The organism is Deltaproteobacteria bacterium (genome assembly GCA_019308905.1).
Taxonomy (GTDB): Bacteria; Desulfobacterota; BSN033; order WVXP01; family WVXP01; genus JAFDHF01.
Genome location: JAFDHF010000023.1, coordinates 19,899 through 46,797, shown reverse-complemented (window position 1 = coordinate 46,797; position 26,899 = coordinate 19,899). Strand labels below are relative to the sequence as shown.

Genomic DNA, 26,899 nt, shown 5'->3' with positions numbered 1-26,899 from the left:
AGGTTTCCATGGAGAGGTCCCTGGCTTTTCAGGTCTCCCAGGAGGAGATGGGCAGGCGGCTGGACCGATTTCTTCAACAGCAGGGTCTCTCTCTGTCACGATCCCGCATAAAACAGTTGATCGAGGCCGGGCTTGTCCTGGTCAATGACCGGCGTGTAAAGGCAGGGACCAGGGTCAAGCCTGGAGACCGAGTAGCCTGCATGTTGCCCGCTCCACGTCCCTTGGAGGCGAAACCCGAAGAGATCCCCCTGGACATTCTCTACGAAGACAGCGACATCGTCGTGGTTAACAAGGCCCCCGGCATGGTGGTCCACCCGGCCCCGAGGGTCTTTTCAGGGACGTTGGTCAATGCCCTGCTCTTTCACTGTGAGGATCTGTCGGGCATCAACGGGGTGCTCCGGCCGGGAATAGTCCACCGTCTCGACCGTCATACTTCGGGTGTGATCGTTGCGGCGAAAAACGATTCGGCCCATGAATCGCTGGCCCGGCAGTTCAAGGGCCGCCTGGTGGAGAAGCGTTACCTCGCGGTGGTCTGTGGGCATCCTTCCGAGCAGGAGGGGCTCATCACGGCTTCCCTGGGGAGGCATCCCAGCAAGAGAGGGATCTTTTCCATTCACACCCGGAAGCCGAGAGACGCTCTGACCAGGTGGAGGGTTGTCGAGGTCCTGAGGTACTTCACGGTCCTCGAGATTTTTCCCAGGACCGGCCGGACCCATCAGATCCGGGTCCATCTCTCTTCTACGGGCCATCCTATTCTGGGGGATCCTGTCTACTGCCGGAAGAGGTATCTGAGGCGGATCGAGGATCCAGAGATCAGAAAGATCGCAGAGGGGGTTCGCAGGCAGGCGCTCCATGCCTCCCGCCTCCGTATCTTCCATCCCCGGAGCGGAGAGCCCATGGAGTTCCATGCCCCTCTGGCCCGCGATATGGAAGAACTCATCGAAGCCCTGAGGGGTTAGGCGCCTCCTGGTGGGCTGCGCTCCCTCGAGGCTCGGGAGCCTGCCTCTTCTGTTGAAAGAGCACAGGGGATAGCTAGGACCCATGGCCAGAAGATGCGGTATCTCTTCCCTCCGGACCGGAGGGGGACTTGGTTTTTTCAGGGCGGCCCATTTCGAGGCCACGGGTCTGGTCGTTCATGCCTTTTCGACCCGGCAGGGCGGAGTCAGCCCGGCTCCCTTTGATTCCCTAAATCTCGGCATGAGCAGTGGAGAAAAAGAGGCAAATGTCAAGAAAAACCGGGAGATTCTCACCCGGGCATTCGGGTTTTCCTCTCGGGCCCTGGTTACGGCCCGCCAGATACACGGAGACGATATCCTGGTGATCGACTCTGCCTCTCCAGAAGGCTTTGCAGGAGCCCCCTGTGATGCCATGGTTACCGACAGGCCGGGTGTTGCCGTCGCCGTGCTGACCGCCGACTGCCTGCCCCTTCTTCTCCTTGATCCGGTCCATCGGACGGTTGCGGCGGTCCACCTGGGGTGGAAAGGGACGGCTCTCAACCTCTGCGGGAAGACCGTCGGTCTGCTCAGGGAAAGATTCGGCGCGCGCCCCGAGTGTCTTCTGGCTGCGGTGGGGCCCTCCATCGGCCCATGCTGTTATGAGGTAGACGAATCATTGCGGTCCTCCTTCACATTGGAGGAGCACCGCTGGGACCACTGGGCTAGGCCTTCGGGTTCGGGCCGGTGGAAGCTAGATCTCCAGAGGGCCAATATCGACCTCATGACGGACTCCGGCATTTTGGAGGGAAACATTGTATGGTTCGATATCTGTACGCGGTGCAGAGAGGACCTCTTCTTTTCGTATCGGAGGGACGGGGAGATGACAGGGAGGCAGATGGCCTTTATTATGTTGAAATAAGATGGTATATTAAGGTTTCCTCGGGCCGAGCCCGGGGGCAGTGGGAGGCGGTGATGTACGTTGTGGCGAATTTTCTCTTTGCCGTTGCCAAGATTCTCGACGTGGTTCTGAGCATCTACATGTGGATCATCATTGCCAGAGCCGTACTCTCCTGGGTGAGCCCTGATCCGAGGAATCCGATCGTCAGCACCCTCTCCAGGCTCACCGATCCGGTTCTGTGGCGGATCCGCAGATTCCTACCCGTCAGGGGTGTCGGAATCGATGTCTCCCCGATCATCGCGATTCTGGCCATCATATTCCTGCGTTATTTCCTGGTGGCCACTCTCTTCGATATTGCCAAGCACCTCTAGTCTTTCCGGAAAAAAGGCGGGCACTCTGGAAAAGCCTCCAGGCAGAAGGAGATGGTGAGCGGAGGACTATCTTTCAGCGGGTTTCCCTGTGGCAGACCCACCGGGCTCTTGACCGGCGAATAGACTCCTCGCCATGAAACGACCGAACTCGTAAGCCAGATGGAGACGCTTCTCACTCCGGTCCAGGGTTTGGGGAAACTCCTTCCAAAAATCCACTGTCTCTCCGATAGGATAGCGATCCTTGATCCCCTCGCGAAAGGGCCTCCACATGGCCGGATCCGGGTGGATGACCCTTATCCTAATAGAACGGCGCCGCATGAGGAAGGCGTAATGGTCGCCCAGGGCGTTCTTGAAGATCTCCTCCAGTGCTGCCCTTTTACGGGAGGGGAGGGTTTCGAACGACTCGCGAATCTGGAAAAGAGCGTCTCGGAGTTGGAAAATCCCAAACCCCTGCCTTTCGATCTGGGTTGAGAGGATGTGTTCCACCCGGACACCGATGTCAACGAGGCCTTTGAACTCCCGGGAGGTCGGTTCCGTTTCCAAGGGGGCAGTAGTGATTACGATGACCTCTGAGAGAGGAACCCGGTGAGATTCGGCCACTTCAAGGGCATCCTCAATAGGGGTCACCTGGTTTATCCCTCCGTCTATCCATTGGTTGGACCCATCGTAGGGGAAGCGGCCAGGGCTAAAGACGATAGGGATGGCGGTGCTGGCAAGGACGATTTCGGTGGTATAAGGGGCCAGAGTCTTATCGCCGGGATCCAGGGCGTAGTATTTCCCGGTTTGGAGAGAGACCACACCTATTCTCAGGTGGGTTCCCGTCTTGCTCAGGTTCTCCTGAAGCTCTCGAGCGTTCTCGTCGATTGTCTCGCGGAGTTTGGTATTGTCCTGGATGCCGTCTATCTCCCCCAGCCTGTGGTAGAGGATCCCCCCTGGGAGAACAGCGCCGAGGACCTTGGCGGCAAGGGTGAAACGATCCTGGATGATCTCGAGGCCTGTTTCGGCTTGGCGGATCCAGAGCGCCTTCAGCCTCTCGAAGTAGTCGGCCCCCTGGGCCACCATCATGGCGTTGAGAGCCCCAACGGAGACGCCGCAGACGATCCTGAACCACTCTTTCCTCTCGCTGACAAGATATTCCAGAGCCCCCACCTGAAAAATGCCCTTGGTTCCTCCCCCTGAAAGGACCAGGGCCTTCTCCCCAGCAGCCGGAACGGACAAGGATCTCTTCCGAGTCAGGGTGGAAACCAACCGTGCCCATCGGGATCCAACTCCCATAGGATCACTCTCCTCCTGCGTGGGGCCTCGTCATTCTCCTTTTCGACGGCAGAGTCACGATCCAGTATACCAGATGAGTGACTCCAGACAAAGGCCCGGAAAGGGGAAGGCAAGGCAAGATCAAGGTCAAGGGCGGGTGGAGGGGAGGTATCTCTCCTCGAGGCGGCCCGGAAATGGCTGTCTATTGAAGCCTCCCTATTTCGGGTGCTCTCCGAGCAACTTCCAGGACGAGTGCGACGGTGTGTTCCAGGTCGGTGAGGGCCAGCACGCTGCTCGGCGAATGTATATAACGGCACGGGACCGAGATGACACCTGTCAGGACGCCGCCCCTGCTCAGATGGATAGCCCCTGCGTCGGTGGCGCCGGACAGGGGGATTTTGTGTTGCCAGGGGATACCGAGTCGGACAGCGGCCTCTTCCATGAACCGCACGAGGGCGGGGTTCACTATGATCGACCTGTCGGCTACCGAGATGGCCGGACCGTGACAGAGCCGTGCCGGGCATTTATGGGCGGGTGTACCGGGTGTGTCGGCGGCTGTGGTTCCCTCAACGACCAGGGCGAGATCGGGTTGAATCGTGTAGCCGGCGGTCTTTGCTCCTCGTAGGCCGACCTCCTCGCCCACGGCGAAATTGGCGACCACTGTGAAATCCGGACGATTCTCCGAGAAATACTCCAGGCATCGGATCAGGACCGCACAGCCGACCCGGTCATCTAGCGCTTTTCCCATGACCCGGTTGCCCTCCAAGGCATGGAAGGGGTATGCCAGGGTCGCCGGGGTCCCCGGTCCGATTCCCATTGCCCTCACTGCTTCCTTCGATTCTGCTCCTACATCGATAAACAGGTCTTCGACCTTCCAGGGTTGTTTCTCCTCTTCCGGCCTTTGAAGGTGAGGCGGCAGGGCCCCGATCACACCGCGAAACCCCCGCTCCCCGGCCGGTCTGATCTCCACCTGTTGGCCCGGGAGAACCCTGGGATCCCATCCTCCGATCAGGGCGAACCGGAGAAACCCGCCTTCCTCCACATGGCTGACCATGAGCCCGATTTCATCCATGTGGGCATCCAGCATGAGCGTGAAGTCCCGGTCTGGATTGATCCAGGCGGTGAGGTTCCCCAGCACGTCGGTCTCGGTCCTGTCCGCAAGTGGCCTGACTGTTTGGGATATCCAATTACGGACCTCGTTTTCGAATCCCGACACGCCGAACCGGCTGCAGAGTTGTTCGAGGAGCTCAAGGTTGGTCACTCGCAGACCTCCCCCATCTACGGCCTTTCAATGCCCTGGGATTGCTCCCTCTTGCAGACCGAAGAACCCAGGACATCAACTCGAAGGGGCGTGGTGGAGAACCCCTGGAAACCGGTTGAGGATGTACTCAACCGATTCATCAGACCGCTTGACCCTGAGAAGGGCTTCTATCTCCAAGAGTTGATCCGGAGAAAGATTCTCTCCGTTCAGGTCGACTCCGTAGCGGTCCCTGATTTTCCGGAGGAGAATCGCCTTGGCCTGTTTCTGGTAGGAGAGGTAATCTGGATCAGATGGGCTCTTGAAAACCTTTCCCCCGTACTCGGCAGCGAGTCTCGAGACCTGCTGCGAACCCGCCCGGGGAGGGCAGGCGATCAGACCCAGCAACGAGACAAGGGCGATGAGAACAAGGGTTCTTTTCATAGCGGAACGCGCCTCCTGATTGGGGTTTTATCCTCTCTCATGATACCCGTCTTCCACGGATCTCTCCATGTATCCATCGTCCATTCGATGGGAGAACTTTACCTCACATGAGGGCGAGACACTGTTTGAGAAGTGATTGGAGCTTGCGGCCCCCTCCGGTTTCGAGTCTCAGGAGCTTCAACCCGTGTCTGTATCCCCGTGCCTCCCTCTCCTCGCTGTTCCAGATGACCACGGCGAGGAGCTTCAGACTCGAAAACCTGTGATCGTCCCTGTAATAGAGTTCGAGGATGATCTCATTGCCCTCGGGGATCCTCTCCTCAAGATGGATGCAGAGGCCGCCGGCTCCGGCGTTTTCCGCGATTCCCACCTGTGACGGTCCTCTCTTGCCCTGCTTCAGTGGCCAGCAGTCAAAGGGGATGTCGCCGAAATACCTTCTGTGCTTTCTCCTCTCACACACGCGGTGTTCGAAACCGGTGCCCTTCTGGTCGATCATGGTCGATACCTCTTGGGATTGGGAGATAGAAGCAACCCGCCTTCTACTATGCAAGCATATTTTGTGCCAGAGTCTCCTTTTTGTGCCAACTGGTGCAAAACGAGAAAAGGATTATATCGAAATCATGTCTCCACTGGATCCGTGATCCTGGCGGACGGAACAACACCCGGTGAGCCCGAAGATGTCCCCGGAAAACCGGACCGCAACCGAAAGCCCCTCAGGCACCGGGAACTCCTCGAGGCCCTACGCCTTTTGGGGGGATCGCCCGTTGGATATGATAGGCACATGGGTAATCCTCCACCTCTGGTGGGTCTGATCGGTTTTCGATCGCTTTTTCCCGGCTGAAGGTCAGAAATCACCCAAGAAAGCCCGGTCCGCAGATGACTCGAGGGGCCGGGCTGCATCAAGATCGGAGCCGGCCTATCGGGTCTGGACGTGGGACCGGAGAGGTCTCCTTTCCAAGCGCCCCTGGCTCTGGAATTATGACCACGACAGGGCAACCGGTTTGACGGGCTGAACGGTTTGATTCTATAATATGTATGAACATGGCATAGATAGGGAGGATCACATGTGGGAATATACCGACAAGGTGAAGGATCATTTTCTCAACCCAAGGAACGTGGGGGAGGTGGAGAACGCGGACGGAGTGGGAGAGGTCGGTTCATTGGCCTGCGGGGACGCTCTGCGCTTGACCTTCAAGCTTGATGAGAACAAGAGGATCAAAGAGGCGAAATTCAAGACCTTCGGGTGTGCGAGTGCCATTGCCTCGTCTTCTGCCCTGACAGAGATAGTCAAGGGCATGACTCTGGAGGAAGCGGAGAAGGTGACCAACCAGGATATCGCGGGTTACCTGGGCGGGCTTCCAGAGGAGAAGATGCACTGCTCGGTGATGGGCCGGGAGGCACTCGAGGCTGCCATTGCAAACTACCGCGGGGAGGAGCAGAAGAAACAGGAGTTCGAGATCGTCTGTAAGTGCTTCGGCATCACAGACAAGGAGATTGAGCGGGCAATCCGGGAGAACAACCTCACCACAAGGGAACAGGTGACTCACTACACAAAAGCCGGCGGCGGGTGCCAGGCTTGCCATCCCAAGATCGAGGCCATCCTGGAGAAGGTGTGGGGGAGGGAGAAGAAGCCTGCTGCACCGGTTCCTCCGCCAGGCAGGAAACTGACCAACCTCCAGAAAATAAGACTCGTGGAGGAAACGCTGCAGCGGGAGATCATCCCACCTATGAGGGCCGATGGGGGTGATCTGGAACTGGTAGATATCGATGGAAACACGGTCTATGTGGCCCTGCGGGGGACCTGTTCGTTCTGCCCGAGTTCCGAGTTCACCTTGAAGAAATACGTGGAGAGCAAGCTCCGCGAGTTTGTGGGTCCTGATATTGTGGTCAAGGAGGTCAAACCATGAGAACGGTCTATCTGGACAACAATGCGACCACCAGGGTAGCCCCTGAGGTTGTGGAGGCCATGCTTCCCTATTTCAGTGAACTCTATGGCAATCCTTCAAGCATGCATTTCTTCGGGGGACAGGTGGCCAGGAAGATCGCCGAGGCGAGGGAACGGGTTGCAGCGCTCCTGAATGCAGATCCCTCTGAGATTGTCTTTACCAGCTGCGGTACGGAGAGCGACAATGCGGCGATTCGGGGAACTCTGGAGTCCTACCCCGAGAAGAACCACGTGATAACCACCAGGGTGGAGCACCCGGCCGTTCTCAACGTGGGCCAGTATCTGAGAGCCAGGGGATACCGCGTGACAGAGCTCGGAGTGGACCGGATGGGCCGGCTCGATCTCGATGAACTCCGTGACGCCATCGACGAGCAGACCGCTCTGGTCACTATCCTCTATGCAAACAACGAAACAGGGGTGATTTTCCCCATCGAAGAGATCGGGGAGATCGTCAAGGCGAGAGGGATCCCCTTTCACACCGATGCTGTTCAGGCGGTCGGTAAGATTCCCCTCGACATGGCCAAGAGCCACATCGATCTCATGTCCCTGTCCGGCCACAAACTCCATGCCCCCAAAGGCATAGGGGTTCTCTATATCCGGAAGGGGACCAAGTTCTCCCCTTTCTTTATCGGAGGCCATCAGGAGGGAGGCAGACGGGGAGGAACAGAGAACGTCCCCTCCATAATCGGCCTGGGAAAGGCCGCGGAACTCGCCATCGAGCACATGGATGAGGAGAACGGCCGGGTCAGGGCCCTCCGTGATAGATTGGAGAAGGAACTGCTCGATAGGATTCCCAACACCCTGGTGAACGGTGATCGGGACAACAGGCTTCCCAATACGTGCAGCCTCAGCTTCGAGTATGTGGAAGGGGAGTCGATTCTCCTGCTGATGAGCGACCAGGGGATCTGTGCCTCTTCGGGTTCGGCCTGTACCTCCGGTTCCCTGGAGCCCTCCCATGTGTTGCGGGCCATGGGAGTGCCTTTTACGGCTGCCCATGGGTCGATCCGGTTCAGCCTCAGTATCTACAATACCGATGAGGACATCGACTGGGTGATCGAGAAACTCCCGGCTATTGTGGAGAGGCTGAGAGATATCTCCCCCTTCTGGAAGGATTACAAGGAGGGAAAGCCGATCTCCTCTCTGATGGCGGGTATCCATCCGGAACATACCAGACACAGGTAGAGGGTTTGGGAGACCTGGTCCGGGCCAGCCAAGACCGGCCTGGGGAGGTGTGTTCTCTCCAGAAGGGATCCCTCCCTCGCAGGAGGGCCCCGGCGGGTTGGGACGGGCCGGACGTGTCTCTGCTCAGCGTTTTTGCGCGGGGAGGAGGTAGCTCCCTGCAAGGAGGAGAACCAGGGAGATTACTACCCCCTGGAGGCCGGGTCTCAGGGGGAGTAGCCGATCCAAGCCTGGGCCGGCTAGGAACCCTGTCTTTCCAATAGCCACCCACCCACCCCCCCCGATAACGGCGGCGACAGCCCCTGCAGGTGTGAGGCGGAGCCTCCGGGCATAGAAGCCCAGTAAGGCGGGAACCACAAGGCCTGCCGTGTAGATGGAATAACCGAACAGAAGCAGGGCGATCACCCCCTTGAGTCTCAGGGCAAATCCCAGGGCCAGCAGGCCGAGGAGGATAACGGCGAGCCTTGAGATGAGGAGGAGACTCCGTTCTCCCAGGGGCTTGCCCCGGATCCCGGTGACGAGTTCGCCGGCTATGTCCACCGAGAGAATAGTGGCCGAGGTGAGCAGCACCGTGTCGGCCGAGGACATGAGGGCGCACAGGAGGGCTGCCATGACAAAGGCGTTGATCCCCGGGGGTAGCACCTCCCTGATGATGTAGGGAAAGGCCTGTTCACCCGAGAGAGAGGGATCCAGAACCCTGGCGGACATACCGATGAGGACGATGGAGAAGGCCATGGGTACCAGGATCAGGGCCGTGAATAGGACGCTCCGGCGGGCAGTCTTTCCGTCTCTGGCAGAGAAGAGGCGGGAGTAGATATCGGGTCCCACCAGATAAGCCGAGCCCACGAGGACCAGCCATTCGACCAGGTCTCCCCACGAAAAGGATCCGTTGACCGGGAAGGAGAGGAAGTCCTCGGAGAGGTGGTTTTTCATGGCTCCGAACCCTCCTATCTCCTGTAAGGAGAGGAACGTGCAGAGGGATATGCCTGCCACCATGACGGCCGCCTGTACGACATCCGTTCGGAGAATCGAGACCTGGCCCCCGAGAATGGTGTAGGTCATGAAGATTGCAGCCGAAACAGCCATCATGACCGTGAGATCGCCGGATATGATGGCATGGAGGACCCGTCCGGAAGCGACGATCTGGCCGCCTATGATCCCCACCCAGGCCCAGAGGATAACAACAGAGGCCACGAGTTTGACAGAGGCCCCGTAGTGTCTTTCCAGGAGTTCCGGCAGGGTGAAGAGACGGGAGTGACGTATCCTCCCTGCGAGGAAAAACGAGAGGAGGAGAAGTCCCGGAACGCCGACAAGCATCCACCAGGACCCCACGAGCCCCCAGGAGAATCCCTTGCCCGCCATGCCGATTGTGCTCGACCCTCCGATTACTGTGGCCACAAGTGATCCGGTGACGAGAAGGGAACTCCCCTTCCGATCGGCCACCAGGAAGGTTTCCAGTCCTCTGATCTTTCCGGCGCTCCTGAGCCCGATCCAGATCATCCCGATGAAATAGACGGTGAGAAACGGGAGTATCAAATCCCTCTCCTCGAGTGGCGGTCAACCGTATCCGGATCTATCACGGCAAGCAAGAAATGTCAACAGCATTTGGACAATAGGTTTACAATTTCGGGCAGTCTCCCTTCTCCTCCCTCCTCTAAACCCCTGGAAACCTCACCGGGGGCAGGATCGTGCTGGTCAAAAGGGCGTTGGATATCGAGGGAGCTTTGTGGTATTGAAAGAGAGATGCAGGAGTTTTTCCGCTTTGGGGTGAGAAGGTGAAGGCCATGGTTCTTGCTGCCGGGCTCGGAACACGGCTTCTTCCCTTGACCAGGGAGATAGCCAAGCCTGCTGTCCCCTTTTTCAACCGGCCCCTGATCCATCACTGCCTGGAGTGGCTCGAGCGGAACGGGATAGACGAAGTGGTCGTCAACCTCCACTACCGGCCCCGCTCGGTCATTTCAGCCATAGAAGAGGGGTCGTGGCCTTTGAAGATCCATCTCTCCTATGAGCCGGATCTCCTGGGAACCGCAGGTGGGCTCAAGAAGGCGGAAGAGCACTTTGGGGACGAAACATTCGTCATGATCAACAGCGACAGTCTCTTCGAAGGCGATCTGGCTGCCCCCCTATCCTTTCACAGGGAGAGGGGGGCGATGGCCACCATGGTTCTCCGCGAGAGATTACCGGAAGACCCTTATGGGACCGTGAGGATCGGCGAAGAGGGGCGAATCATCGCTATCAGGGGCGGGGGTGCCCCGGGAGAAGGCAAGGGGTACGTATTTACCGGGATTCACCTGTTTCAACCCGAGATCCTCGACTGGATCCCCCGTGGTTGCCTGTGCGAGATCAACCGGGATGTCTACCCCCGCCTCATCGGGGAGGGCCTGGGCATATGGGGATTTGTGACAGGGGCTTTCTGGGCCGAGGTGGGGAGCCGCAGGACTTACCTCACCGCCCACATGGAGGTCTTGAACCGGGAAGGGCCGGAACCGCGCAGCACAAGCCCTCTTTCGGATCATGTGGAGGAGGTCGCCCCTGTTTTGGCGGGCAGGGACTGTCGCGTGGGAGAGGGAGCGCGGGTGGGGCCGCGGGCGGTCGTGGGAGAGGACTGCCAGATCGGGGAAGGGGCGGTTGTTGAGGACTCTGTTCTCTGGAACGGGGTTCGGATCGGCCCTGGTGCGCGGGTGAGAGGGTCGATTGTGGGCCACAGGACCACTATCGAGGCAGGGACATCCGTTGAGGGCATGGCGGTCTCGGGCAGGGAGCGGGTGAGAATCGACTGAGAAAGCCGCCGGAGGAATACCGGGCAGGTCAAGGGGTGATGTTCTCCACATATCCGGATCGGCCGGGAGAGAGAACCCATATCACCGGGGCGAGGGATTGTGAGGTTTCCATGAGGGTCATTGCGAGGGATCTCCTGGGGTTTGTCCGGTCTTCGTTGCCTGGGGGTGTGGTCGACATCGCCATCGAAAAACTCGGAGGCGATGCTTCGGACCGCAACTACTACAGGCTGCACCTGGATCGAAACAGTCCGGAGCTTCCCGCAACCGTGGTCTTGATGGAGCTTGCAGCCCCTTTTGCCGGGGAGGAGCTGCCCTTTGTCAATGTCTTGCGTACACTGGAGAGGTCCGGCCTGGGTGTTCCGAGGCTCTACGGGCTTGAGCCAGGACAGGGGCTTGTCCTGCTCGAGGATCTGGGAGATGAGATTCTCCAGAGAAAGATCGAAGGGAAGAAGGCCGGGGAGATCGGACATCTCTACCAGGAAGCCCTCGACGGCGTTGTGAAGATGCAGTGGGATCTGCCGGCCGGGCAGGACTGTCCTGCCTTCAAGACGGCCTTTACCGTCGAGAGGTTCCTCTGGGAGCTAGATTTCTTCAGGGCCAACTACATCGAGGCCCTCCTGGGAAGATCCATCCACCCGGAGGACCTGAAGGCCATGGGCCGGCTCTTTCTCCTCCTCGCCACACTTCTCGATGGAGAGAGGAAGGTATTCACCCACCGTGACTACCACTCGAGGAATCTCATCTACCATGGGGATCGCCTGAAGATGCTCGATTTCCAGGACGCCCGGATGGGGCCGCCTCTCTATGATGTGGCCTCTCTCCTCAGGGACTCTTACGTGGTTCTTGAAGATCCTCTTGTCGAGTCTCTTCTGGATTACTATCTCTCCGAGACGGAGAGGAGGAGGGGGAAGAAGATCGATAGGTCCCGGGCCCGGTTTATCTTCGACATCGCCTCCCTTCAGCGGAATCTCAAGGCCATCGGCACCTTCGCCTATCAGGCCGTTGAAAGGAAGAATCCAGCCTATCTCAAATACATTCCTCCGACCCTGGCATACGTGGAGAGTAATCTGCAGCGACACGAGGAGCTGTCGTCTTACCGTGAGATCCTGGCCAGATACCTTCCCCGCGGGGGAGCCGGGCGCCGCGGTGAAAGGTGACCGGCCGAGCCGGGACCTCCGTGAAGATTTCCCCTTGTACAAAGCAGCCACGGCCGGCTGAGACAGAGCTTCTGTTACCGTGAGCTCCTCCTGGTGTAACCCTTGGGAGGAGTGAAGAGACGGTTGCCCAGTTTCCGTGTCGCTATGGCATTGACCTCCGTCGTCTCTGTTAGGGTCTTTCCCGATAGAATGCGGTACTCAACGGTAAGGATAGGGAAGCCCCATTGACTGACCTTCTCGTAGATCTCCTCCTTCTCTTCCATCTGGGCTTTTGAGAGGCCGCTCGGTGTGCCTGCCCCCTTTCTGATGGCTCTCAACATATCCCCCAGTTCTACATCCCGCGTCACCCAGCTCTCCTGGAAGAGGACGCCCCCGATCATGACTCTGATCCTGCGGGTTCTGAACCCGTTGATGACCTTCTCCTGCCCTGTGGGTTCGACTCGGACTTCTCGCCTCTGGTAGGATCCAGTCCCTTTCATTCTCTGAGAAACCCGTCTTTTCCATCTCGATAACGGATACTCCACATAGGATTTCGAGAGATGATCGAGAACCACGATCCGATTCTCGGCAAAATTCATGATGGTACTGAGCCTTCCGTCTTTCTGATCGATCCGGAGTCTTCCCTTGGAATAGTATAGAACAAGCCCCTGCTTCCTCCCCCAGATATCGATGGTATCCTGATCGATGAAGGTTCCGCCTCCCGCCGGAAAGGCCGGCAAGATAGAAAGGACGAGGGCAACCAGCCCCAAGGCGATGAGCCTGTCTCTTGTGGTATTCATTCTCTTCCCCCTGAAGAGTCACGGATCAGATCCACCAACTGTTTGAGGATCCTCGCCGTTGCTCCCCAGATCAGATGCCTGCCGAAGCGGTACGAATAAATCGTCTGCCGACCCGTCCCGGATCGGAGGGATCTGGTCTCGAAAGCCCCTTTCCGGAGAATCGATCGGAGGGGGACCTCGATCATCTCCTCGATTTCTTCCCCGTTTACCACGAAGGTGTACGGGTAGGGAAAGATCCCCACGTAGGGGCGGATGAGATACCGTGTCATTGTCTCCACGTCGTCGAGGCAACCGAGAATCTCCACATCGCTCCTTTTGAGCCCGATCTCTTCGAAGCTCTCCCTGAGAGCGGTCTCCTCCAGGGATCGGTCTGCCCGGTCGTAGACCCCGCCGGGGAAGGAGATCTCTCCCTTGTGGGCTTTCACCTTTTCGGTTCGTTTGGTCAGGAGGACATATGGCTCCCCGGCCTTCTTGAAAAGGGGAAGCAGGACAGCTGCAGGGATGAGCCGGTTCTTGGAGATCCGTTTTCTCTCCCTGGCCGCGAGGACGGCTCTGATTTTTTCTTCCAGGCTTTCAGGATTTGCCCTCATTCGACTCGCCATATGAGAGTCTCGAGAGTCCCCTTGTTCGGGTCTCTGTAGACCGTGACTCTGAGTTTCTTCTCCACCTCTCCCACGATTCCGATCGATTCGATCGTGAAATAGTGACTTTCTACCGCCAGGTTAGGTGGCAGGTTGGAGATACCGAAATTGTTGCTGAAATAGTCGCGAAACGCCTCGACCCTGGGGAAGGGGTCTCGGGCCCTGTCCTGCAGGGTCTCTTCCACCTGGAGGCTGTCGATGTCTTCGTGAAGGGCCATGATGACCGGGCCGGGAGCCGTGTTGATATTGATCTTGGCTCCCCGGCCGGGAACTGCAGAGAGCAACTCTTCTACTGTCCATTTTCTCGACCCCCCTGCCTCTGTTTCACCTTGAAAAGCATCAAAGGTCTTGTCCAGGGCTTCGACGCCTCCTCTGATCATCCGCAGCTCTGATATGGTGTCCATCTCCCCGTTCTTACAGGGGTAAGATGGTTCGAGACCTTCGTAGTACCGCGTTTCCCCTCCTCCGGGATCGGTTACCTCTTCATCCTCGTCGATCCAGTCTGCAATCGCGCTCTTGAAATCCGTGCCTATTCCCCCTTGGGCAAAGAGCCGGTCCAGGATGGAGGAGGTGGGATCCTGGTCGGCCAGGTTTGCATTGATTTTTCTGTCCTCGTCGACGACCTTGAGCAAGAGCCGGCCGCCACCGAAAAGGTCAGGTTCCATCACTTCGGCTGCAGCCACGGCTTCGCCGAGGTTGGCCCATAGCTCGCCGAGGTTGTCCTGCTGCACCGCCTCCTTTCCCTCGCTCACGTCCCGGCGATCCTCTTCATAGTCCCTTTGGAGCACGGCCATGGCAAGCTCCACCCCGGATTTGGCGATATAGTAAGCCTTCATGCCGTCCCTGTAAGTGGAGGCAATCCGGAGATTCACCTGGGTGGAGTAGGTGAGTTCCACCAGGAGGGTTACCAGGATCGTGACGATGACCAGGGTGATCACCAGAGCGACTCCCCGTTGTGACAAATGCAGGTCGCCCGGAATTCCGGCCGCAGGTTTCGTCGCCCTGGCTCGACCGCATCCCCCACCCGGTTGTGGATCCAAGGCCAAGTGCTCCAGCGGCCGCAGGATCCGTCCATCTGCTGCAACCTGCCTGCATTCCTGTAGGCCCATGGTCATGATGCCTCGATGGGGACTATCGCGTAGAAGGGATGAGGGGTTCCATCATCGGTTTCGAGGATGAGCCTTATCTCCACGGCCCGGGGGAGTCTCTCCTCTTCGGTGCTGTTCCACTCTTCCACCCAGTCCTTTCCATCAAAGTATCTGAGGTCCATTCCCCAGACCCCGTCTGCCAGGTGGAAGGTCCCTCTTGCCCCTGAGCCGAATTCTTCGGGGTCATCTTCCAAGGGGCCGAAGGCCGGATCCTGACGCCGGATCAGAACCTTCCCCTCCTCCTCTTCCCCTTTGACGAGTCTATAGGAGATCTTCAGAAAATCAGACTCCCTAACTCCCTCGACCCCCTTGATCCAGTCGAAGTTGGCCATGGTCGAAAAGGTCAGGGAATCCATGGGTGCTCCGTCCTCCTCGTAGTCCTTGCCCACGAGCCCCGTATAGCCGAGGCCGGTCCCATAGTAGGCCGACTGTATCTCTTCGGTCATGCGGTCGAGAACCACCCGGGCGGTGTGATAGATGTCCCTGGCAGGGTTGACCCGGTGGAGCGCCGAATAACTCGAAGAAAAGACCCCGTAGGCGGTGACGAGAAGGACAGCCAGGATGACCATGGCTACCACCATTTCAACGAGAGTGAAACCCTCTTCTCCTTTCATGGTCCTTTTCCCCGCCGGGCAAGATAGGTGACAACATCGAGACGTCTCTCCCTTCCCCCCTCCTCCCAGAGAATGGTGACTTTCACCTTTCTGGCGTTGTTAAAGGCGATTCCGGCGAGCCGGACCGCCTCGATGGACCTTTTCCAGCGAAAACCCGTGTAACTCGCCTTCAGTTCCTCGTCCTTCTCTCCTTCGCGGAATTCACCTTCCTCTTCGCCCAGATCCTCCGGGAACCCGGCAATCTCGATCTGGGCCATCATATTCCGGGCAAGCATGGCAGCAGTGGTCGTCCTCTGGGAAATGTTGATGGCGCGGATGTCGCGATTCTCCAACTCCACGAGGGCCACGAGGGCGATGGAGACGATTACCAGGGAGACGAGGACTTCCAGAAGGGTCAACCCTCGGTGGTTCCACTCTCTGTTAGGTGCTCGGCTCCACATACCTGTCATAGATTTTCACCCTCGCCGAAAGAGGAAAGATACGGATCGAAGCCTTGTGACCTCGCGAGTCTTGCAGATGCACGAGGGTCTCCTCCACCCAGCCCTTGGGGAAGAAGTGGGTACGAACCTCTCCCTCCCTGTAGGTCCCCCTGCCCACGATGAGGATGTCCTCGAATGAAACACCCCTCGGAAGCTTCACCCTCCGTGCGAGGACCGACTTGTCAATGACAAACTCCAGGTTTTCGTCCCGGTAGGTGACCCAGTACTGGTCGGCCTTGAGGTCGTAGTTGAGGCGGTAGATCCTCCCTGTCACCGTTGCCCGGTTGAACAGGTACCTGACCGTTCCTGACAGCCGACGGCAGCCCACATTGAGATTGTACTCCGTGAGGTGTCCCAGCTGGGGAACCGAGAAGGCGAGGAGTATTCCCATGATCAGGATGACCATGGTGAGTTCGACCAGGGTAAAGCCCCTGCGGGAAAGGCTCTTCTTCTTTCTTTCCCCCCTGTCCATGACTCCGTGTCACCCCGTCAATCCCCTCGACCCCTGAACGACGGCCCTCAAGGCACTGGTGTGCCGCCCAGATCAGTCGAGTTCCCAGTTGTTGATGTCCGCGTACTTGCCCTCTCCCCCTTCCTCTCCGTCGTTCCCGTACGAGCTCAGGTCGTATTCACCGTGGACGCCGGGACAGATGTACACATAGGGGTTTTTCCAAGGATCGAGGGGAACCCTTTTCAGGTATCCACCCTCCTTGTAATTGTTCGGGATCCTTCCGGTTGTGGGCTTCTCCACCAGGGCCTCGAGTCCCTGTTCCGTTGAGGGATAGAATCCATTGTCCATCTGGAAAAGGGCGAGGGCGGTCTCGATGCTCTTGATATCCATGATCGCCTTTGTCCTTCTGGCCTGTTCGGGCCGGCCCGATATCTTTGGGATGATGATGGCCGCCAGAATGCCCAGGATCACCACCACCACCATGATTTCGATCAGAGTGAAGCCACGCTGAATCCAAAGCCCTTTGATTCTCATTCCCTTCACCTCGCCTCCGGTGGTCTGCCTCACTGGCCGACCACTATCTGGTTCATTTCGAAAATCGGCAAGAGTACAGCCAGTACGATGAACAGGACGATCCCTCCCATTACCACGATGAGCAAAGGCTCCAAGATCGAGGTAAGACCCGATACGGTGGTCTCCACCTGATTGTCATAAGCCTCGGAGACCTTCAGCAGCATGTGCTCCAACTGTCCCGAGTCCTCGCCGATGGCTATCATATCCGTCACCATGGGAGGGAAGACTCCGCTCCGCGCAAGGGGCCCTGCTATGCTCTGGCCTTCCACGATGCTCTCCTGACTGTTCTCAATCGCCTCGGCGATGACCCTGTTCTTGACTATGTTCTTGACGATCTTCATTGCATTGACCAGGGGGATCCCGCTTGCGAGAAGAGTCCCCAGGGTTCGGCTGAAACGGGTGGTTGCGATGATCCGGGTGAGGCGGCCAAAGATCGGGACCCGGAGAACGAGGCGGTCGAAGAGCAGGCGTCCGCCTTCGGTCCTGAAATAGAATCCCCCGGCGAGCAGAGCCCCGGCCAGGCCGAGCGCCACCGCCCAGCCGTAGCTCTTGAGGAAGTTCGTGATATCGAGGAGCATGACGGTGGGCAGCGGGAGGGCCTGCCCCCAGTCCTCGAAGAGCTCAAGGATCTTGGGAACCACCTTCACCATCAAAAAGGTGACCGCGCCCGAGGCTAGGAAGACCATGAGAATGGGATAGATCAGGGCAGATAACACCCGATTTCTCAACTTGACCTGGTTTTCCGTGAAATCGGCCAACCTGAAAAGCACGATATCCAAGGCTCCGCTCGACTCTCCGGCCGCCACCATGTTTACATAGAGGTTTGAGAAGACCCGTGGAAACTCCCGGAGTGCATCGCTCAGGGAACTGCCCTCCTTTACCCGCTCCCGAACCTGACTGACTACCTTTTTCAGATTCGGGTTTTCGATCTGGTGGACCAGGGAGTTGAGGGATGGGACCAAGGCGAGGCCCGCACCGGTCAGGGTGGCCAGCTGCCGGGTCATGACGGCCACGTCTTGGATGCGGACTTTTCTCAACAGATGGGCCACCGAGAGATCCCGGCGGCCGCCCCGTCTCTCGGCCATGGTTTCCTGGATCTCGGTGGGGAAGACGCCGGATTTTTTCAGCTTGGCCCGGGCAAGTCTCGGTGTGTCCGCGTCGATTATGCCCCGGACGTTCTTACCCCTCGTGTCGATTCCATGGTACTCGAAAACAGGCAATGCCCGCCTCCTAATCTGACAGGATATCCTCCTGGGTCACCCTCACCATCTCTTCGGTTGTGGTAATCCCCTCGAGCACCTTCTGGAGGCCGTCCTGGCGGAGGGTGAGCATGCCCCGCTTCATGGCGGCCTTCTTGATTGTACCGGAGTCGCTCCGCCTCATGATAAGAGAGCGGATCTCGTCGCTGACCAACAGCAGTTCGAATATGCCCGTCCTTCCCGAGTATCCCGTGTCCATACACCGGGAACATCCCACCGCCCTGTAGAGTCTCTTCCCCCCCAGTTCCTCCTTTCTGATACCCAATCCTCTCAGTTCTTCATTAGAGGGGTCGTACGGTTCGCAGCAGTTCCGGCAGAGGGTTCGCACGAGTCTCTGGGCCATGATGGCAAGGAGTGAGGAAGAGACCAGGAAGGGCTCGATCCCCATGTCCACGAGACGGGTGATTGCTCCGGAAGAATCATTGGTATGCAGCGTGCTGAAGACCAGGTGCCCGGTCAGGGAGGCCTGAATGGCGATCTCCGCGGTCTCCAGGTCGCGAATCTCCCCGACCATGATCACGTCCGGATCCTGGCGCACGATGGATCGGAGGCCGTTTGCAAAGGTCAGGTTGATCTTGGGGTTGACCTGAATCTGGCCGATCCCCTTGATCTGGTACTCGATAGGATCTTCCACGGTGATGATGTTCTTGTCCGGCGAGTTGATCCGGGTGAGGGCCGCGTAAAGGGTGGTCGTCTTTCCGCTTCCCGTGGGTCCTGTAAGGAGAATTATGCCGTGGGGGCTGTGGATCAGTCGGCTGAAGACCTCGAGGTTGCCCCCTGAGAAACCGATATCTTCGAGCTTGAGGAGGGTGCTGGTTTTGTCCAGGAGCCGCATTACGATCCGCTCTCCGTGGGAAGCGGGTACCACGGAAACCCGAATGTCCACATCCCTGCCTGCGATCTTGATGCGGATTCTGCCGTCCTGGGGAAGCCGTTTCTCGGCTATGTTGAGACCGGCCATCACCTTGATTCGGGAGATGATTGTGGGCTGAATCCGTTTGGGCAGGTTCAAGACGTTGTAAAGGATACCGTCGATCCGGTATCTAACTATGAGATCCCTTTCAAAAGGTTCCACGTGGATGTCGCTGGCCTTCTGGTTGACTGCCTGGTAGAGCATGGAGTTGACCAGCCGGATGATAGGGGCCTCATCCGAGGCATCCAGGAGATCGGTGGGCTCCTCCAGCTCCTGGGAAAGGGAATCCAGGCTGAGTTCCTCATCGATGTCCTCGATGATCTGCTGGGCCGTGTCCGAATCCCTCTCGTAGATCCGGTTTATAGCATCGATGATGGTGGCCGAAGTGGCCAGGACGGGGACCACGTTGCAGCCCAGGAGGAGGCGGATATCGTCGAGGGGAAAAACGTTGAGAGGGTCGGTGAGGGCCACCTCCACAGACTCGCCGTTCCTCTTGATGGGCAGGATCTCGTACTTCTTGGCGAAATGAATGGGGATTTTCGAAGTCAACTCCCCATCGATGTCCACATCCTTCAGATGGGGGAAGAAGGGGATACCGAACTGCCTGCCGAGAGCCTTGAGGAGATCCCTTTCGTTTATGTAACCCAGGCGCAAAAGGATCTCTCCCAGGGAGGAGGGCTTTTCCCTCTGGATCTCTAAAGCCTCGTCGAGCTGCTCCTGAGTGATGGCGGAATGCCTGAGGAGAATCTCTCCAAGGAGCTGGTGTTTCAGGATCACCTTGTTGAAATCATAGGGCTCCTTGTCCGGCTGTTCCTCCACAAGTGGAGGCGGAGATTCACCGGCTTTCTCCTGATAACCTGGTGGAATTTGCTCCCCTGGAGAGCCTTGCGATGGAGGAATGTCGGCAGGAGGCACCTCGGAGGGCTCGCCTGGAGATCGGCCCTCGGGCATCTCTATCTCGGTCTTCAGGAGACGATCGAGAACCCTTCGGATTCTTTCGGCCCTGTTGCCCGTATCGGCTTCCCTATCCAATTGCCATGATCTCCTTGGCCAGGTTGAAGTAGTCCCGGCATCCAGGGGCGTGGCGATCGTACTCGTAGATGGACCGTCCCATCCGTGTCGCTTCGTTCAGGCGAGTGTTCTTGCGTACCACGGTCTTGAGAAGATCCTTGCCGAACAGCCTCTCAAGCCTTGCCCTCTGCAGATGGGCCTCACGGAGTTGTTTCTCGAAGAATGTGATCAGGAAGAATACCCTGAGCTCCAGGCCGAGGCTGTCGATCAAGACGTCGATGGTCTCGGTGACCTTCAGGAGACCGTGGATCGAGAGGAAAGAAGGAGTGACGGGGATGATCACGATCTGACTCGCCACCAGGGCGTTGAGGGTCAGTACGCCCAGGGAAGGAGGACAGTCGATCACCACGTAGGCGTAACGTCTCCCCAGTCCCTCGACCAGGTTCTTCAGACGGCGCTCCCTCTTTTCAAATCTCGCCAGCTCGAGTTCCGCGCTGGAAAGATCGATGTTGGAGGGAAGAATGTCGAGATTGGGCCTTAGAGAGACGATGGCTTCCTCCACCGGGCACCCCCCGTCGACGAGGACGTCGTAAACCGAACGATCCAGACCATCCGTGTCGAGCCCCAGCCCCAGTCCGCTGTGGCCCTGGGGATCGAGGTCGACCAGTAGGGTGCGGTGCCCGTATGCGGCAAGAAAGGCGGATAGATTTATGGCTGTGACCGTCTTGCCGACCCCTCCCTTCTGGTTGCAGATGGAGATGGTTCGGCTTTGGAGGTTGCCCCGAGCCCTGTCAACGGCTCCCAACCACTGTTTCAGTACATCGATCTTGTCCTTTGAAGCCGCTCCGTTCATAGAGGACTCAAACCCTTCGGCCCATCCGGGGATAGGGGTGTTCACGGGCGGACGCCCTCGTCCTTTATCATCTTTTCCGGCTCCACCTCCAATCCCTCGATTGTCAGGCCCATACCCCACTTCTTGACCACCGGGCTCTCTCCCATTCTCTTTTCCACCTTCTCCCTCTTCTCCTTGTAATACCGCTCGAGATCCGTACTGGTTCGAATAATATGGGGCGTGATAATAATAAGAAGATTCTTCTTGCTCGTAGTGGTCTTGGTGGAGCGGAACAGATACCCTACCAGAGGGATATCCCCAAGCCAGGGGACCTTGTTCACGGTATTGCTGATGTCATCGGCTATCAGTCCTCCTATGACGACCGTCTGGTTGTCCTTCACCACCACGGTCGTCTTGGCAGACCGCTTCAGGGTGGTAAGATCGACAGCCCCCTCCACGGTTCCGGCCGGCTGCACCCGGGAGATCTCCTGATAAATGTTGAGCTTGAGGAAGTCCCCCTCGCTGATCTGAGGGGTGATGCGAAGGATGATCCCCACGTCTTTCCTCTCGATCTCCTCCACGGGGAAGCCGCTGGCCGTGGATGTGGTTCTCACAAGGAAGGGGACGTTCTCGGCCACTACCATCTCGGCCTCCTCGTTGTCAGTGGTAAGCAGATGGGGAGTCGAAAGGATATTGGTATCCGTATCCTTTTGCAGAGCCCTGATCATGGCGCCCACGTTGAGGAAGGTCGTCCCTCCGAAGGTAATGGTCCCATTGGCCGCTCCCAAAGCGAGCCCCTGAAGGGAAAAGGGGTCTGTCAGCGGGCCGAAGAAATTGGTCCCGCCGAAAGCGGCGGTCTTCGCTTCGCTTACGTCCTTGGTCAGCTCGCTGGGAACGTGGCGGAACTCGACACCCAGCTCGTGAAGCCTGTCCATGCTGACCTCCATGATGAGGGCTTCCACAAAAACCTGCAGTCTCCGGATATCGAGTCTCTCTATCACCCCTTTCAGGAGTTCAAAATCCTGGGGCGATGCCGTAATGACCAGAGAATTCGTGGCCTTGTCCGGGGTGATTATGACCTCCCCGGCCAGTTCGATCCCTTTCTTGCCGGGGACGGCCACCTTCTTGCCGGCCGCGGTGATCTGTTTCAGGGTCTTTGCCAGCTCCTCGGCATCGGCGTTTTTGAGATAAACCACGTTTATTCTCCCCTTACCCTTTGGGGGAGGCACGTCCAACTTGGCAACCAGCTTCTTGACCTGCCGTGTGTCGTCACCGCTGGCGACCACGACGAGAGAGTTGGTTCTCTCATCCGCGATGATCTTCACGGACCGCTTCGCGCCCACCCCTGTGACGACCGGCTGCTTTGTCCGCTTTATGGGCCGCCGAGTCGTGGCCGTCTTGAGCTCGAAGATGGAGAGGAGCTCATTTGCCAGGTCCTTGGCGTTGGCAAATTGCAGGGGAAGAACCGTGATCTCCACCTGGAATCCCTCCACGTCGAGCTCCCTGAGTATGTTGAGGACCTTGCGCACGTTGGGGATTCTATCGGTGAGGATGATGTCGTTGGTATAGGCATAGGTGACCAGGCTGCTCTCCCTGGAGACTATGGGCTTGATGACCCGGGTCACCGAATCGGCGTCGATGTAGTTGAGATGGATGATCCTCGTGATGAACTGTTCACCCCGGAGGGGGCGCCTTACCCTGCCCGTCACCGTCTCGATGCCTTCGGCTTTTGCCTCCCTCGATGGAATGATCTTGATCGCCCTGCCTGCACGAACCGTTGTGTACCCGGCCACTTCCAGAATAGATTCGAACATCCGGTAGGTCTCTTCAATGGTTATCTTCGTGGGAGAAATCACCGTGACCCTCCCCTTGACCTTGCTGTCAACGATGAAGTTCTTCCCCGTAAGTTCGCTGATAAACTTGATGACCACCCGGAGGTCCGTATCCTGGAAATTGACCGTAATGAGTCCCTTACCGCGGGGCCGGTTGGCCGCCAGCCCTGCGGCTTGAGTCAGAAGGAAAACAAGACCCACCACCCCGAGGAAGATCCGGAACCCAAGGGTTCGGTGTGATTTCCCAGTTGTCATCCTCTCCACAACCCCCGTCTATTTTAGGTCGTAATTGAGAATCTGTTCTCTTCCTCCCCTGGAGATACCCACGGAGATCGTCCGGCCGCTCTCCAGCTCCCCGTAGATCTCGATGGCCTTCTGGGGACTATCGAGGAAGACCCCGTTGATCTCTCGGATAACGTCCCCGTTTCGGAGCCCGAGCCTGTCAAAGAGACTCCCCCTCTTGATGGAGAGAAGCTTGAAGCCGTCCGGTCTTCCCTCGGTGAAGTTGGGAATGATTCTGATCTGAGTCATGAGCTCACTCATATTGGCCTTGGCCGACTCTATGGCTTCACGGGAGACGGACCATCGATTGGCACCAACCCTACGGATCCCCTTCCCCAGGATCAGAGGTTTATGCTTTGGCGATGCAGCCTTTCTGGATCGCCTCTTTGACTCCTCCTTGTTGGCAAAGAGCTCGATTACCTCCTTTTTCCCTTCCCTGAGGACGACGACCCTATCCCTGTAAATCTGCATCACCTTGGCTTGGCCGAGAACCATATCCCCTATGTGGTAGAGATCCTCTTTCTGGGTCGATCTGTCTTCGATTATGGCAAAGGAGTCGCCGCCTTCGCGGACAGCGGTTCCCCTGAGTCTGACGTTGAGAGGGGTCCTTGCAAGACTCCTCACCTGGCTGATATCGAGCTGCGCCTTCTGAGAAGAGCCCTTCTTGGGCGGGGTCTTTTCCACCACGGCGTGGAAGATATTCTTATCGAGGATTACCGAATAGTAGGAGAGGGGTTTCCTCCGAGTCCTCCGGTCCTCCACCGACTGCCGTACAAGGGGTTCGGCCCGGTTGGGGTCCACCCTTATCCGGCTCTCCACCATCCTGGACAACACCGTGGCAAGGGCGAGGGCGAAGAGGCCGATGAGAAACAGGTGGACAATCCAGAAGTGTCTGTTCAAGATCCATTCCATGTCAGCACAACCTATCAGAATTACAGCCGATCGTCAACTTGGCTCCCTCTCACCCTCCCCCCCCACGGCCTCCGACTGATCGGCCTCCAAGAGGGAGGAAAATTCCTCGAGTCTCATAAACCTCAACAAGGGGTGGAGGGGAGATCTCTTGTATAGGCTCACCGTGGTCTGATGGATCCCGGCACGGTAAGAGGCACAACAGTCCTCAATGACGATCACCTTGAAGTCGTGGCAGATACCGTCCAGGGCCGTGGTGAGAACGCAGAAATGGGTGGCCACCCCGGCCACTGCTATGGTGTCGACCCCTTGGGCGCGAAGTGTTTTTTCGAGACCCGTCTGGAAAAAGGCCGAGAACCGGCGCTTCGGCAGGATCAGATCATCCCTACCGGGTGAAAGCTCGTCTATCACCTCCGCCCCGGCCGTGCCCTGGATGCAGTGGGGTTTCATCCTTCCTTGGAAGATAAAGTCGTCAGGTTGAAAGCTGTCGCAGGCGAAAACCACCCGATCTCCCCTCTCCCTGGCCATGCTCAGGAGCCTTCGGACAGAGGGGAGGATCGAGCGGATCCCGCGTGAGATAGCATGTTGGGGCCTCATATTGTCCTTCAGCATATCTACCACGATGATTGCAGGTTTCATGCGATTGTACCGTCTGTCTTGGTTTCGTCATCTCCGGCATGGGGCGAGAAGGACTTCGCGGGTTCCGGCCTAAAGAACCTCTCCGGTCCCTGTTGAACCGAGGTCGAACAGGATGGGCATACACATCGGTAAACATCTCGTCTTCTTGTACAACCACCTGAAGTCTACTGTCAGGTTGAAACCAAGTCAACCTGCCGGGAGGATACCTATTGCAAGAACCGTTCCGTTTGGCCCGGAAATGCAGACGCCTGTGGGAAGGGACGATACGCCCGTGAATCGCTCCCCCCGGTTCCATCTAGGCAGCCAGGAGAAAATGTGGTAGGGATACTCCCATGATAAGGCTTCAGGGTGTGACGCGCTTCCACGGCCACCAGGATGTTCTCAGGGAGTGCGACCTCCACATCGGACCCACCGACAGGATCGGACTCATCGGCCCGAACGGGGCCGGAAAGACCACACTACTCCGGTTGATTTTGGGGGAAGAGGAACCCAACAGCGGTGAGATCTCCAGGTCAAAAGACCTGAGAATCGGGTATCTCCCCCAGAGTCTCGTAGACCTCGAGGGGAGAACCGTCCTGTCCTTGACTCTGGACGCTGCCGGAGACCTGGCCCGGATCGAGAGGGAACTCGAGGAAACCACGAGGGCCCTCGAGAGAAGCGTCTCTCATGAGGAGACACTGCTTCTCACCGAGCGGCAGGGGCGCCTCCAGGAGGTCTTCGACCACTTGGGAGGATATGGGCTGGAAGCTCAGGCGGGAAGGATCCTTTCGGGGTTGGGGTTCAGTCAGGAGGATTTCTCAAGGCCCGTCGAGGAACTGAGCGGTGGATGGAAGATGCGGGCGGCCATGGCAAGGATTCTCCTGTCCGAGCCTGATCTGATACTTCTCGACGAACCGACCAACCATCTCGATCTCCAGTCTCTCATCTGGATGGAGGAGTATCTGAAACAGTGCAGGTCCGCCCTTGTGCTGGTCTCCCACGACAGGACCTTCCTCAACAACCTCGTCAACCGGATCGTTGAGATCGACGGGGGAAGACTCATCTCCTATGCGGGCAACTACGACTTCTATGAAAGGGAGAAGGGGAAACGCCTTAAGGTTCATCAGGCCGCCTACGAGAATCAACAGGATACGATCCGCCAGCTGGAGCGGTTCATTCAGAGGAATCGTGCCCGGAAGGATCGAGCCCGGCAGGTGCAGAGCAGGATAAGGCTCCTGGAAAGGATGGAACGGATCGATCCTCCCCGGAGCCAACCCGTTGTCGATTTCGATTTCCCCGAACCACCCAGGGCCCCGAAGACGCTCATCGAGTTGAAGGGCGTCTCCAAGGCCTATGATGGAAAGAGGGTCTACGACCGGATCGATCTCTCGATCCAGAGGGGGGACAGGATAGCCTTTGTCGGGCCTAACGGAGCGGGAAAGACGACCCTCATGAGGATCCTTAGTGGAGAGGTCGATTTTGACGGGGTGAGGCGGATTGCAGAGGGTGTGCGGCTAGGGGTCTTCTCCCAAGAGCAGACGGAGGGGTTCTCCATGGACCGGACCGTGCTCGAAGAACTCATGTCCGTGGCGGGCGATCAGCCCCAGGGCCGATTGAGAAGTCTCCTGGGAGCCTTCCTGTTCAGGGGCGACGATGTTTTCAAGAGGGTCTCGGTCCTCAGCGGGGGTGAGAAGAGCCGCCTGCTTCTCTGCAAGATCCTGATTCAACCCGTGAACCTGCTCCTTCTCGACGAACCCACCAACCATCTCGATATCGACTCCAGAAAAGTCCTGGAGACGGCTCTCCGGCGCTATTCAGGGACTCTCTGTCTCGTCAGCCACGATCGCCGGCTGATCAACGGCGTGGCCAACAAGATTCTCCTTGTTCGAGACCGAAAGGTTGAGCTGTATCCCGGGAATTTCGACGACTTCCAATCCATCTGGAGAGCCGGCCAGGGGACTGATCTCGAGAGGGGGCAACCGGCCTCTCCACCCGGGAAGGGAGCCGGCAGGAAAAAGACGCAGGACCAGAAGCGGGCGGAGGCGGAATGGCGGAATCGTGTTTTCAGGGAGACCAGCCCGCTCAGGGAACGACTCCTCGCGCTGGAGAAGAGGATCGAGGAAAAGACGAGGGAACTCGACCGGATCGCTTCCCATCTGGCCAGAGATGAGACCTACCAAAATCCCGGCCGCCTTCGGGAACTGACCGAAGCGTACAGGACCGCAAAGACCGAGGTCGCCGAATGGACCTGCCAATGGGAATCCGTGGCCCTTGAGTTGGAATCCTTGGAGAGGCGGCTGGAGGAGGAGAAACCCGGGAGGAACCACAGCGGCTGAGGCAAAAGGCTCGCTTCCTGCCGAG

The 26,899-nt window shown here is 58.0% G+C and carries 26 protein-coding genes; 8 read left to right on the top strand and 18 right to left on the bottom strand.

Features of this window, described 5'->3' with window-relative positions; all coding sequences use genetic code 11:
* Positions 1 to 8: 8 nt before the first annotated feature.
* The 3 genes from JRJ26_09370 (at position 9) to JRJ26_09360 (ending at position 2,204) form a co-directional block, all read left to right on the top strand.
* The gene (locus tag JRJ26_09370; GenBank protein MBW2057688.1) at positions 9 to 959 is read left to right on the top strand and encodes an RluA family pseudouridine synthase; all 951 of its coding nucleotides are present in this window, start codon (positions 9 to 11) and stop codon (positions 957 to 959) included.
* 82 nt (positions 960 to 1,041) lie between these two features.
* Positions 1,042 to 1,854, top strand: coding sequence for a peptidoglycan editing factor PgeF (pgeF, locus tag JRJ26_09365; GenBank protein MBW2057687.1), 813 nt, complete (start codon positions 1,042 to 1,044; stop codon positions 1,852 to 1,854).
* Positions 1,855 to 1,907: 53 nt separating this feature from the next.
* A complete protein-coding gene (locus JRJ26_09360; protein ID MBW2057686.1) occupies positions 1,908 to 2,204 on the top strand; it encodes a YggT family protein in 297 nt (98 codons plus the stop codon).
* Between the two features lie 66 nt (positions 2,205 to 2,270).
* Here JRJ26_09360 and JRJ26_09355 read toward each other — a convergent pair whose 3' ends face one another.
* From JRJ26_09355 to JRJ26_09340, 4 genes are all read right to left on the bottom strand, one after another.
* Complete coding sequence (locus JRJ26_09355; protein MBW2057685.1) at positions 2,271 to 3,479, bottom strand: patatin-like phospholipase family protein; 1,209 nt, start codon at positions 3,477 to 3,479, stop codon at positions 2,271 to 2,273.
* Between the two features lie 181 nt (positions 3,480 to 3,660).
* The gene (locus tag JRJ26_09350) at positions 3,661 to 4,719 is read right to left on the bottom strand and encodes a M42 family metallopeptidase (protein MBW2057684.1); all 1,059 of its coding nucleotides are present in this window, start codon (positions 4,717 to 4,719) and stop codon (positions 3,661 to 3,663) included.
* 75 nt (positions 4,720 to 4,794) lie between these two features.
* Entirely contained in the window at positions 4,795 to 5,139 is a 345-nt protein-coding gene (locus JRJ26_09345) for a hypothetical protein (GenBank protein ID MBW2057683.1), read from the bottom strand.
* A gap of 103 nt (positions 5,140 to 5,242) precedes the next feature.
* Positions 5,243 to 5,632: a PilZ domain-containing protein gene (locus tag JRJ26_09340; GenBank protein MBW2057682.1), complete on the bottom strand. Its 390-nt coding sequence runs from the start codon at positions 5,630 to 5,632 to the stop codon at positions 5,243 to 5,245.
* 568 nt (positions 5,633 to 6,200) lie between these two features.
* On the opposite strand from JRJ26_09340, the gene nifU reads away from it, so the two are divergent.
* The gene (gene nifU, locus JRJ26_09335) at positions 6,201 to 7,043 is read left to right on the top strand and encodes a Fe-S cluster assembly protein NifU (GenBank protein ID MBW2057681.1); all 843 of its coding nucleotides are present in this window, start codon (positions 6,201 to 6,203) and stop codon (positions 7,041 to 7,043) included.
* Positions 7,040 to 8,263 carry a cysteine desulfurase NifS gene (gene nifS, locus JRJ26_09330; GenBank protein ID MBW2057680.1) on the top strand — a complete coding sequence of 408 codons (1,224 nt, stop codon included), beginning with the start codon at positions 7,040 to 7,042 and terminating at the stop codon, positions 8,261 to 8,263. The genes nifU and nifS overlap by 4 nt, the downstream gene beginning before the upstream one ends.
* Before the next feature lie 123 nt (positions 8,264 to 8,386).
* Here nifS and JRJ26_09325 read toward each other — a convergent pair whose 3' ends face one another.
* A complete protein-coding gene (locus tag JRJ26_09325; protein ID MBW2057679.1) occupies positions 8,387 to 9,796 on the bottom strand; it encodes a sodium:solute symporter family protein in 1,410 nt (469 codons plus the stop codon).
* Positions 9,797 to 10,044: 248 nt separating this feature from the next.
* Here JRJ26_09325 and JRJ26_09320 point away from each other — a divergent pair, with 248 nt between their 5' ends.
* Positions 10,045 to 11,040, top strand: coding sequence for an NDP-sugar synthase (locus JRJ26_09320; protein MBW2057678.1), 996 nt, complete (start codon positions 10,045 to 10,047; stop codon positions 11,038 to 11,040).
* Between the two features lie 110 nt (positions 11,041 to 11,150).
* Entirely contained in the window at positions 11,151 to 12,197 is a 1,047-nt protein-coding gene (locus tag JRJ26_09315; GenBank protein MBW2057677.1) for a phosphotransferase, read from the top strand.
* 74 nt (positions 12,198 to 12,271) lie between these two features.
* Here the strand turns inward: JRJ26_09315 and JRJ26_09310 are convergent, their stop codons facing one another.
* The 13 genes from JRJ26_09310 to JRJ26_09250 all read right to left on the bottom strand — a co-directional run bounded on the left by JRJ26_09310 (position 12,272) and on the right by JRJ26_09250 (position 24,559).
* Complete coding sequence (locus JRJ26_09310; GenBank protein ID MBW2057676.1) at positions 12,272 to 12,976, bottom strand: DUF4412 domain-containing protein; 705 nt, start codon at positions 12,974 to 12,976, stop codon at positions 12,272 to 12,274.
* Entirely contained in the window at positions 12,973 to 13,566 is a 594-nt protein-coding gene (locus JRJ26_09305; GenBank protein MBW2057675.1) for a CoA pyrophosphatase, read from the bottom strand. Before JRJ26_09305 ends, JRJ26_09310 begins: the two co-directional genes overlap by 4 nt.
* Positions 13,563 to 14,732: a general secretion pathway protein GspK gene (locus JRJ26_09300; GenBank protein MBW2057674.1), complete on the bottom strand. Its 1,170-nt coding sequence runs from the start codon at positions 14,730 to 14,732 to the stop codon at positions 13,563 to 13,565. Before JRJ26_09300 ends, JRJ26_09305 begins: the two co-directional genes overlap by 4 nt.
* Positions 14,729 to 15,379 carry a prepilin-type N-terminal cleavage/methylation domain-containing protein gene (locus JRJ26_09295; protein ID MBW2057673.1) on the bottom strand — a complete coding sequence of 217 codons (651 nt, stop codon included), beginning with the start codon at positions 15,377 to 15,379 and terminating at the stop codon, positions 14,729 to 14,731. Before JRJ26_09295 ends, JRJ26_09300 begins: the two co-directional genes overlap by 4 nt.
* The gene (locus tag JRJ26_09290; protein ID MBW2057672.1) at positions 15,376 to 15,777 is read right to left on the bottom strand and encodes a hypothetical protein; all 402 of its coding nucleotides are present in this window, start codon (positions 15,775 to 15,777) and stop codon (positions 15,376 to 15,378) included. Before JRJ26_09290 ends, JRJ26_09295 begins: the two co-directional genes overlap by 4 nt.
* Positions 15,778 to 15,799: 22 nt before the next feature.
* Entirely contained in the window at positions 15,800 to 16,330 is a 531-nt protein-coding gene (locus tag JRJ26_09285) for a prepilin-type N-terminal cleavage/methylation domain-containing protein (GenBank protein ID MBW2057671.1), read from the bottom strand.
* A gap of 72 nt (positions 16,331 to 16,402) precedes the next feature.
* Positions 16,403 to 16,843 carry a type II secretion system major pseudopilin GspG gene (gene gspG, locus JRJ26_09280; GenBank protein MBW2057670.1) on the bottom strand — a complete coding sequence of 147 codons (441 nt, stop codon included), beginning with the start codon at positions 16,841 to 16,843 and terminating at the stop codon, positions 16,403 to 16,405.
* A gap of 29 nt (positions 16,844 to 16,872) precedes the next feature.
* Positions 16,873 to 18,102: a type II secretion system inner membrane protein GspF gene (gene gspF / locus JRJ26_09275; protein ID MBW2057669.1), complete on the bottom strand. Its 1,230-nt coding sequence runs from the start codon at positions 18,100 to 18,102 to the stop codon at positions 16,873 to 16,875.
* Between the two features lie 10 nt (positions 18,103 to 18,112).
* Positions 18,113 to 20,005: a type II secretion system ATPase GspE gene (gene gspE, locus JRJ26_09270; GenBank protein ID MBW2057668.1), complete on the bottom strand. Its 1,893-nt coding sequence runs from the start codon at positions 20,003 to 20,005 to the stop codon at positions 18,113 to 18,115.
* A 73-nt stretch (positions 20,006 to 20,078) separates the two neighbouring features.
* The gene (locus tag JRJ26_09265; protein MBW2057667.1) at positions 20,079 to 20,963 is read right to left on the bottom strand and encodes a ParA family protein; all 885 of its coding nucleotides are present in this window, start codon (positions 20,961 to 20,963) and stop codon (positions 20,079 to 20,081) included.
* A complete protein-coding gene (gene gspD, locus JRJ26_09260) occupies positions 20,960 to 22,984 on the bottom strand; it encodes a type II secretion system secretin GspD (protein MBW2057666.1) in 2,025 nt (674 codons plus the stop codon). Before gspD ends, JRJ26_09265 begins: the two co-directional genes overlap by 4 nt.
* 18 nt (positions 22,985 to 23,002) lie before the next feature.
* The gene (locus JRJ26_09255; protein ID MBW2057665.1) at positions 23,003 to 23,923 is read right to left on the bottom strand and encodes a hypothetical protein; all 921 of its coding nucleotides are present in this window, start codon (positions 23,921 to 23,923) and stop codon (positions 23,003 to 23,005) included.
* 33 nt (positions 23,924 to 23,956) lie between these two features.
* A complete protein-coding gene (locus JRJ26_09250; protein MBW2057664.1) occupies positions 23,957 to 24,559 on the bottom strand; it encodes a cysteine hydrolase in 603 nt (200 codons plus the stop codon).
* 332 nt (positions 24,560 to 24,891) lie between these two features.
* On the opposite strand from JRJ26_09250, the gene JRJ26_09245 reads away from it, so the two are divergent.
* Entirely contained in the window at positions 24,892 to 26,874 is a 1,983-nt protein-coding gene (locus JRJ26_09245; GenBank protein MBW2057663.1) for an ABC-F family ATP-binding cassette domain-containing protein, read from the top strand.
* Positions 26,875 to 26,899: the final 25 nt, after the last annotated feature.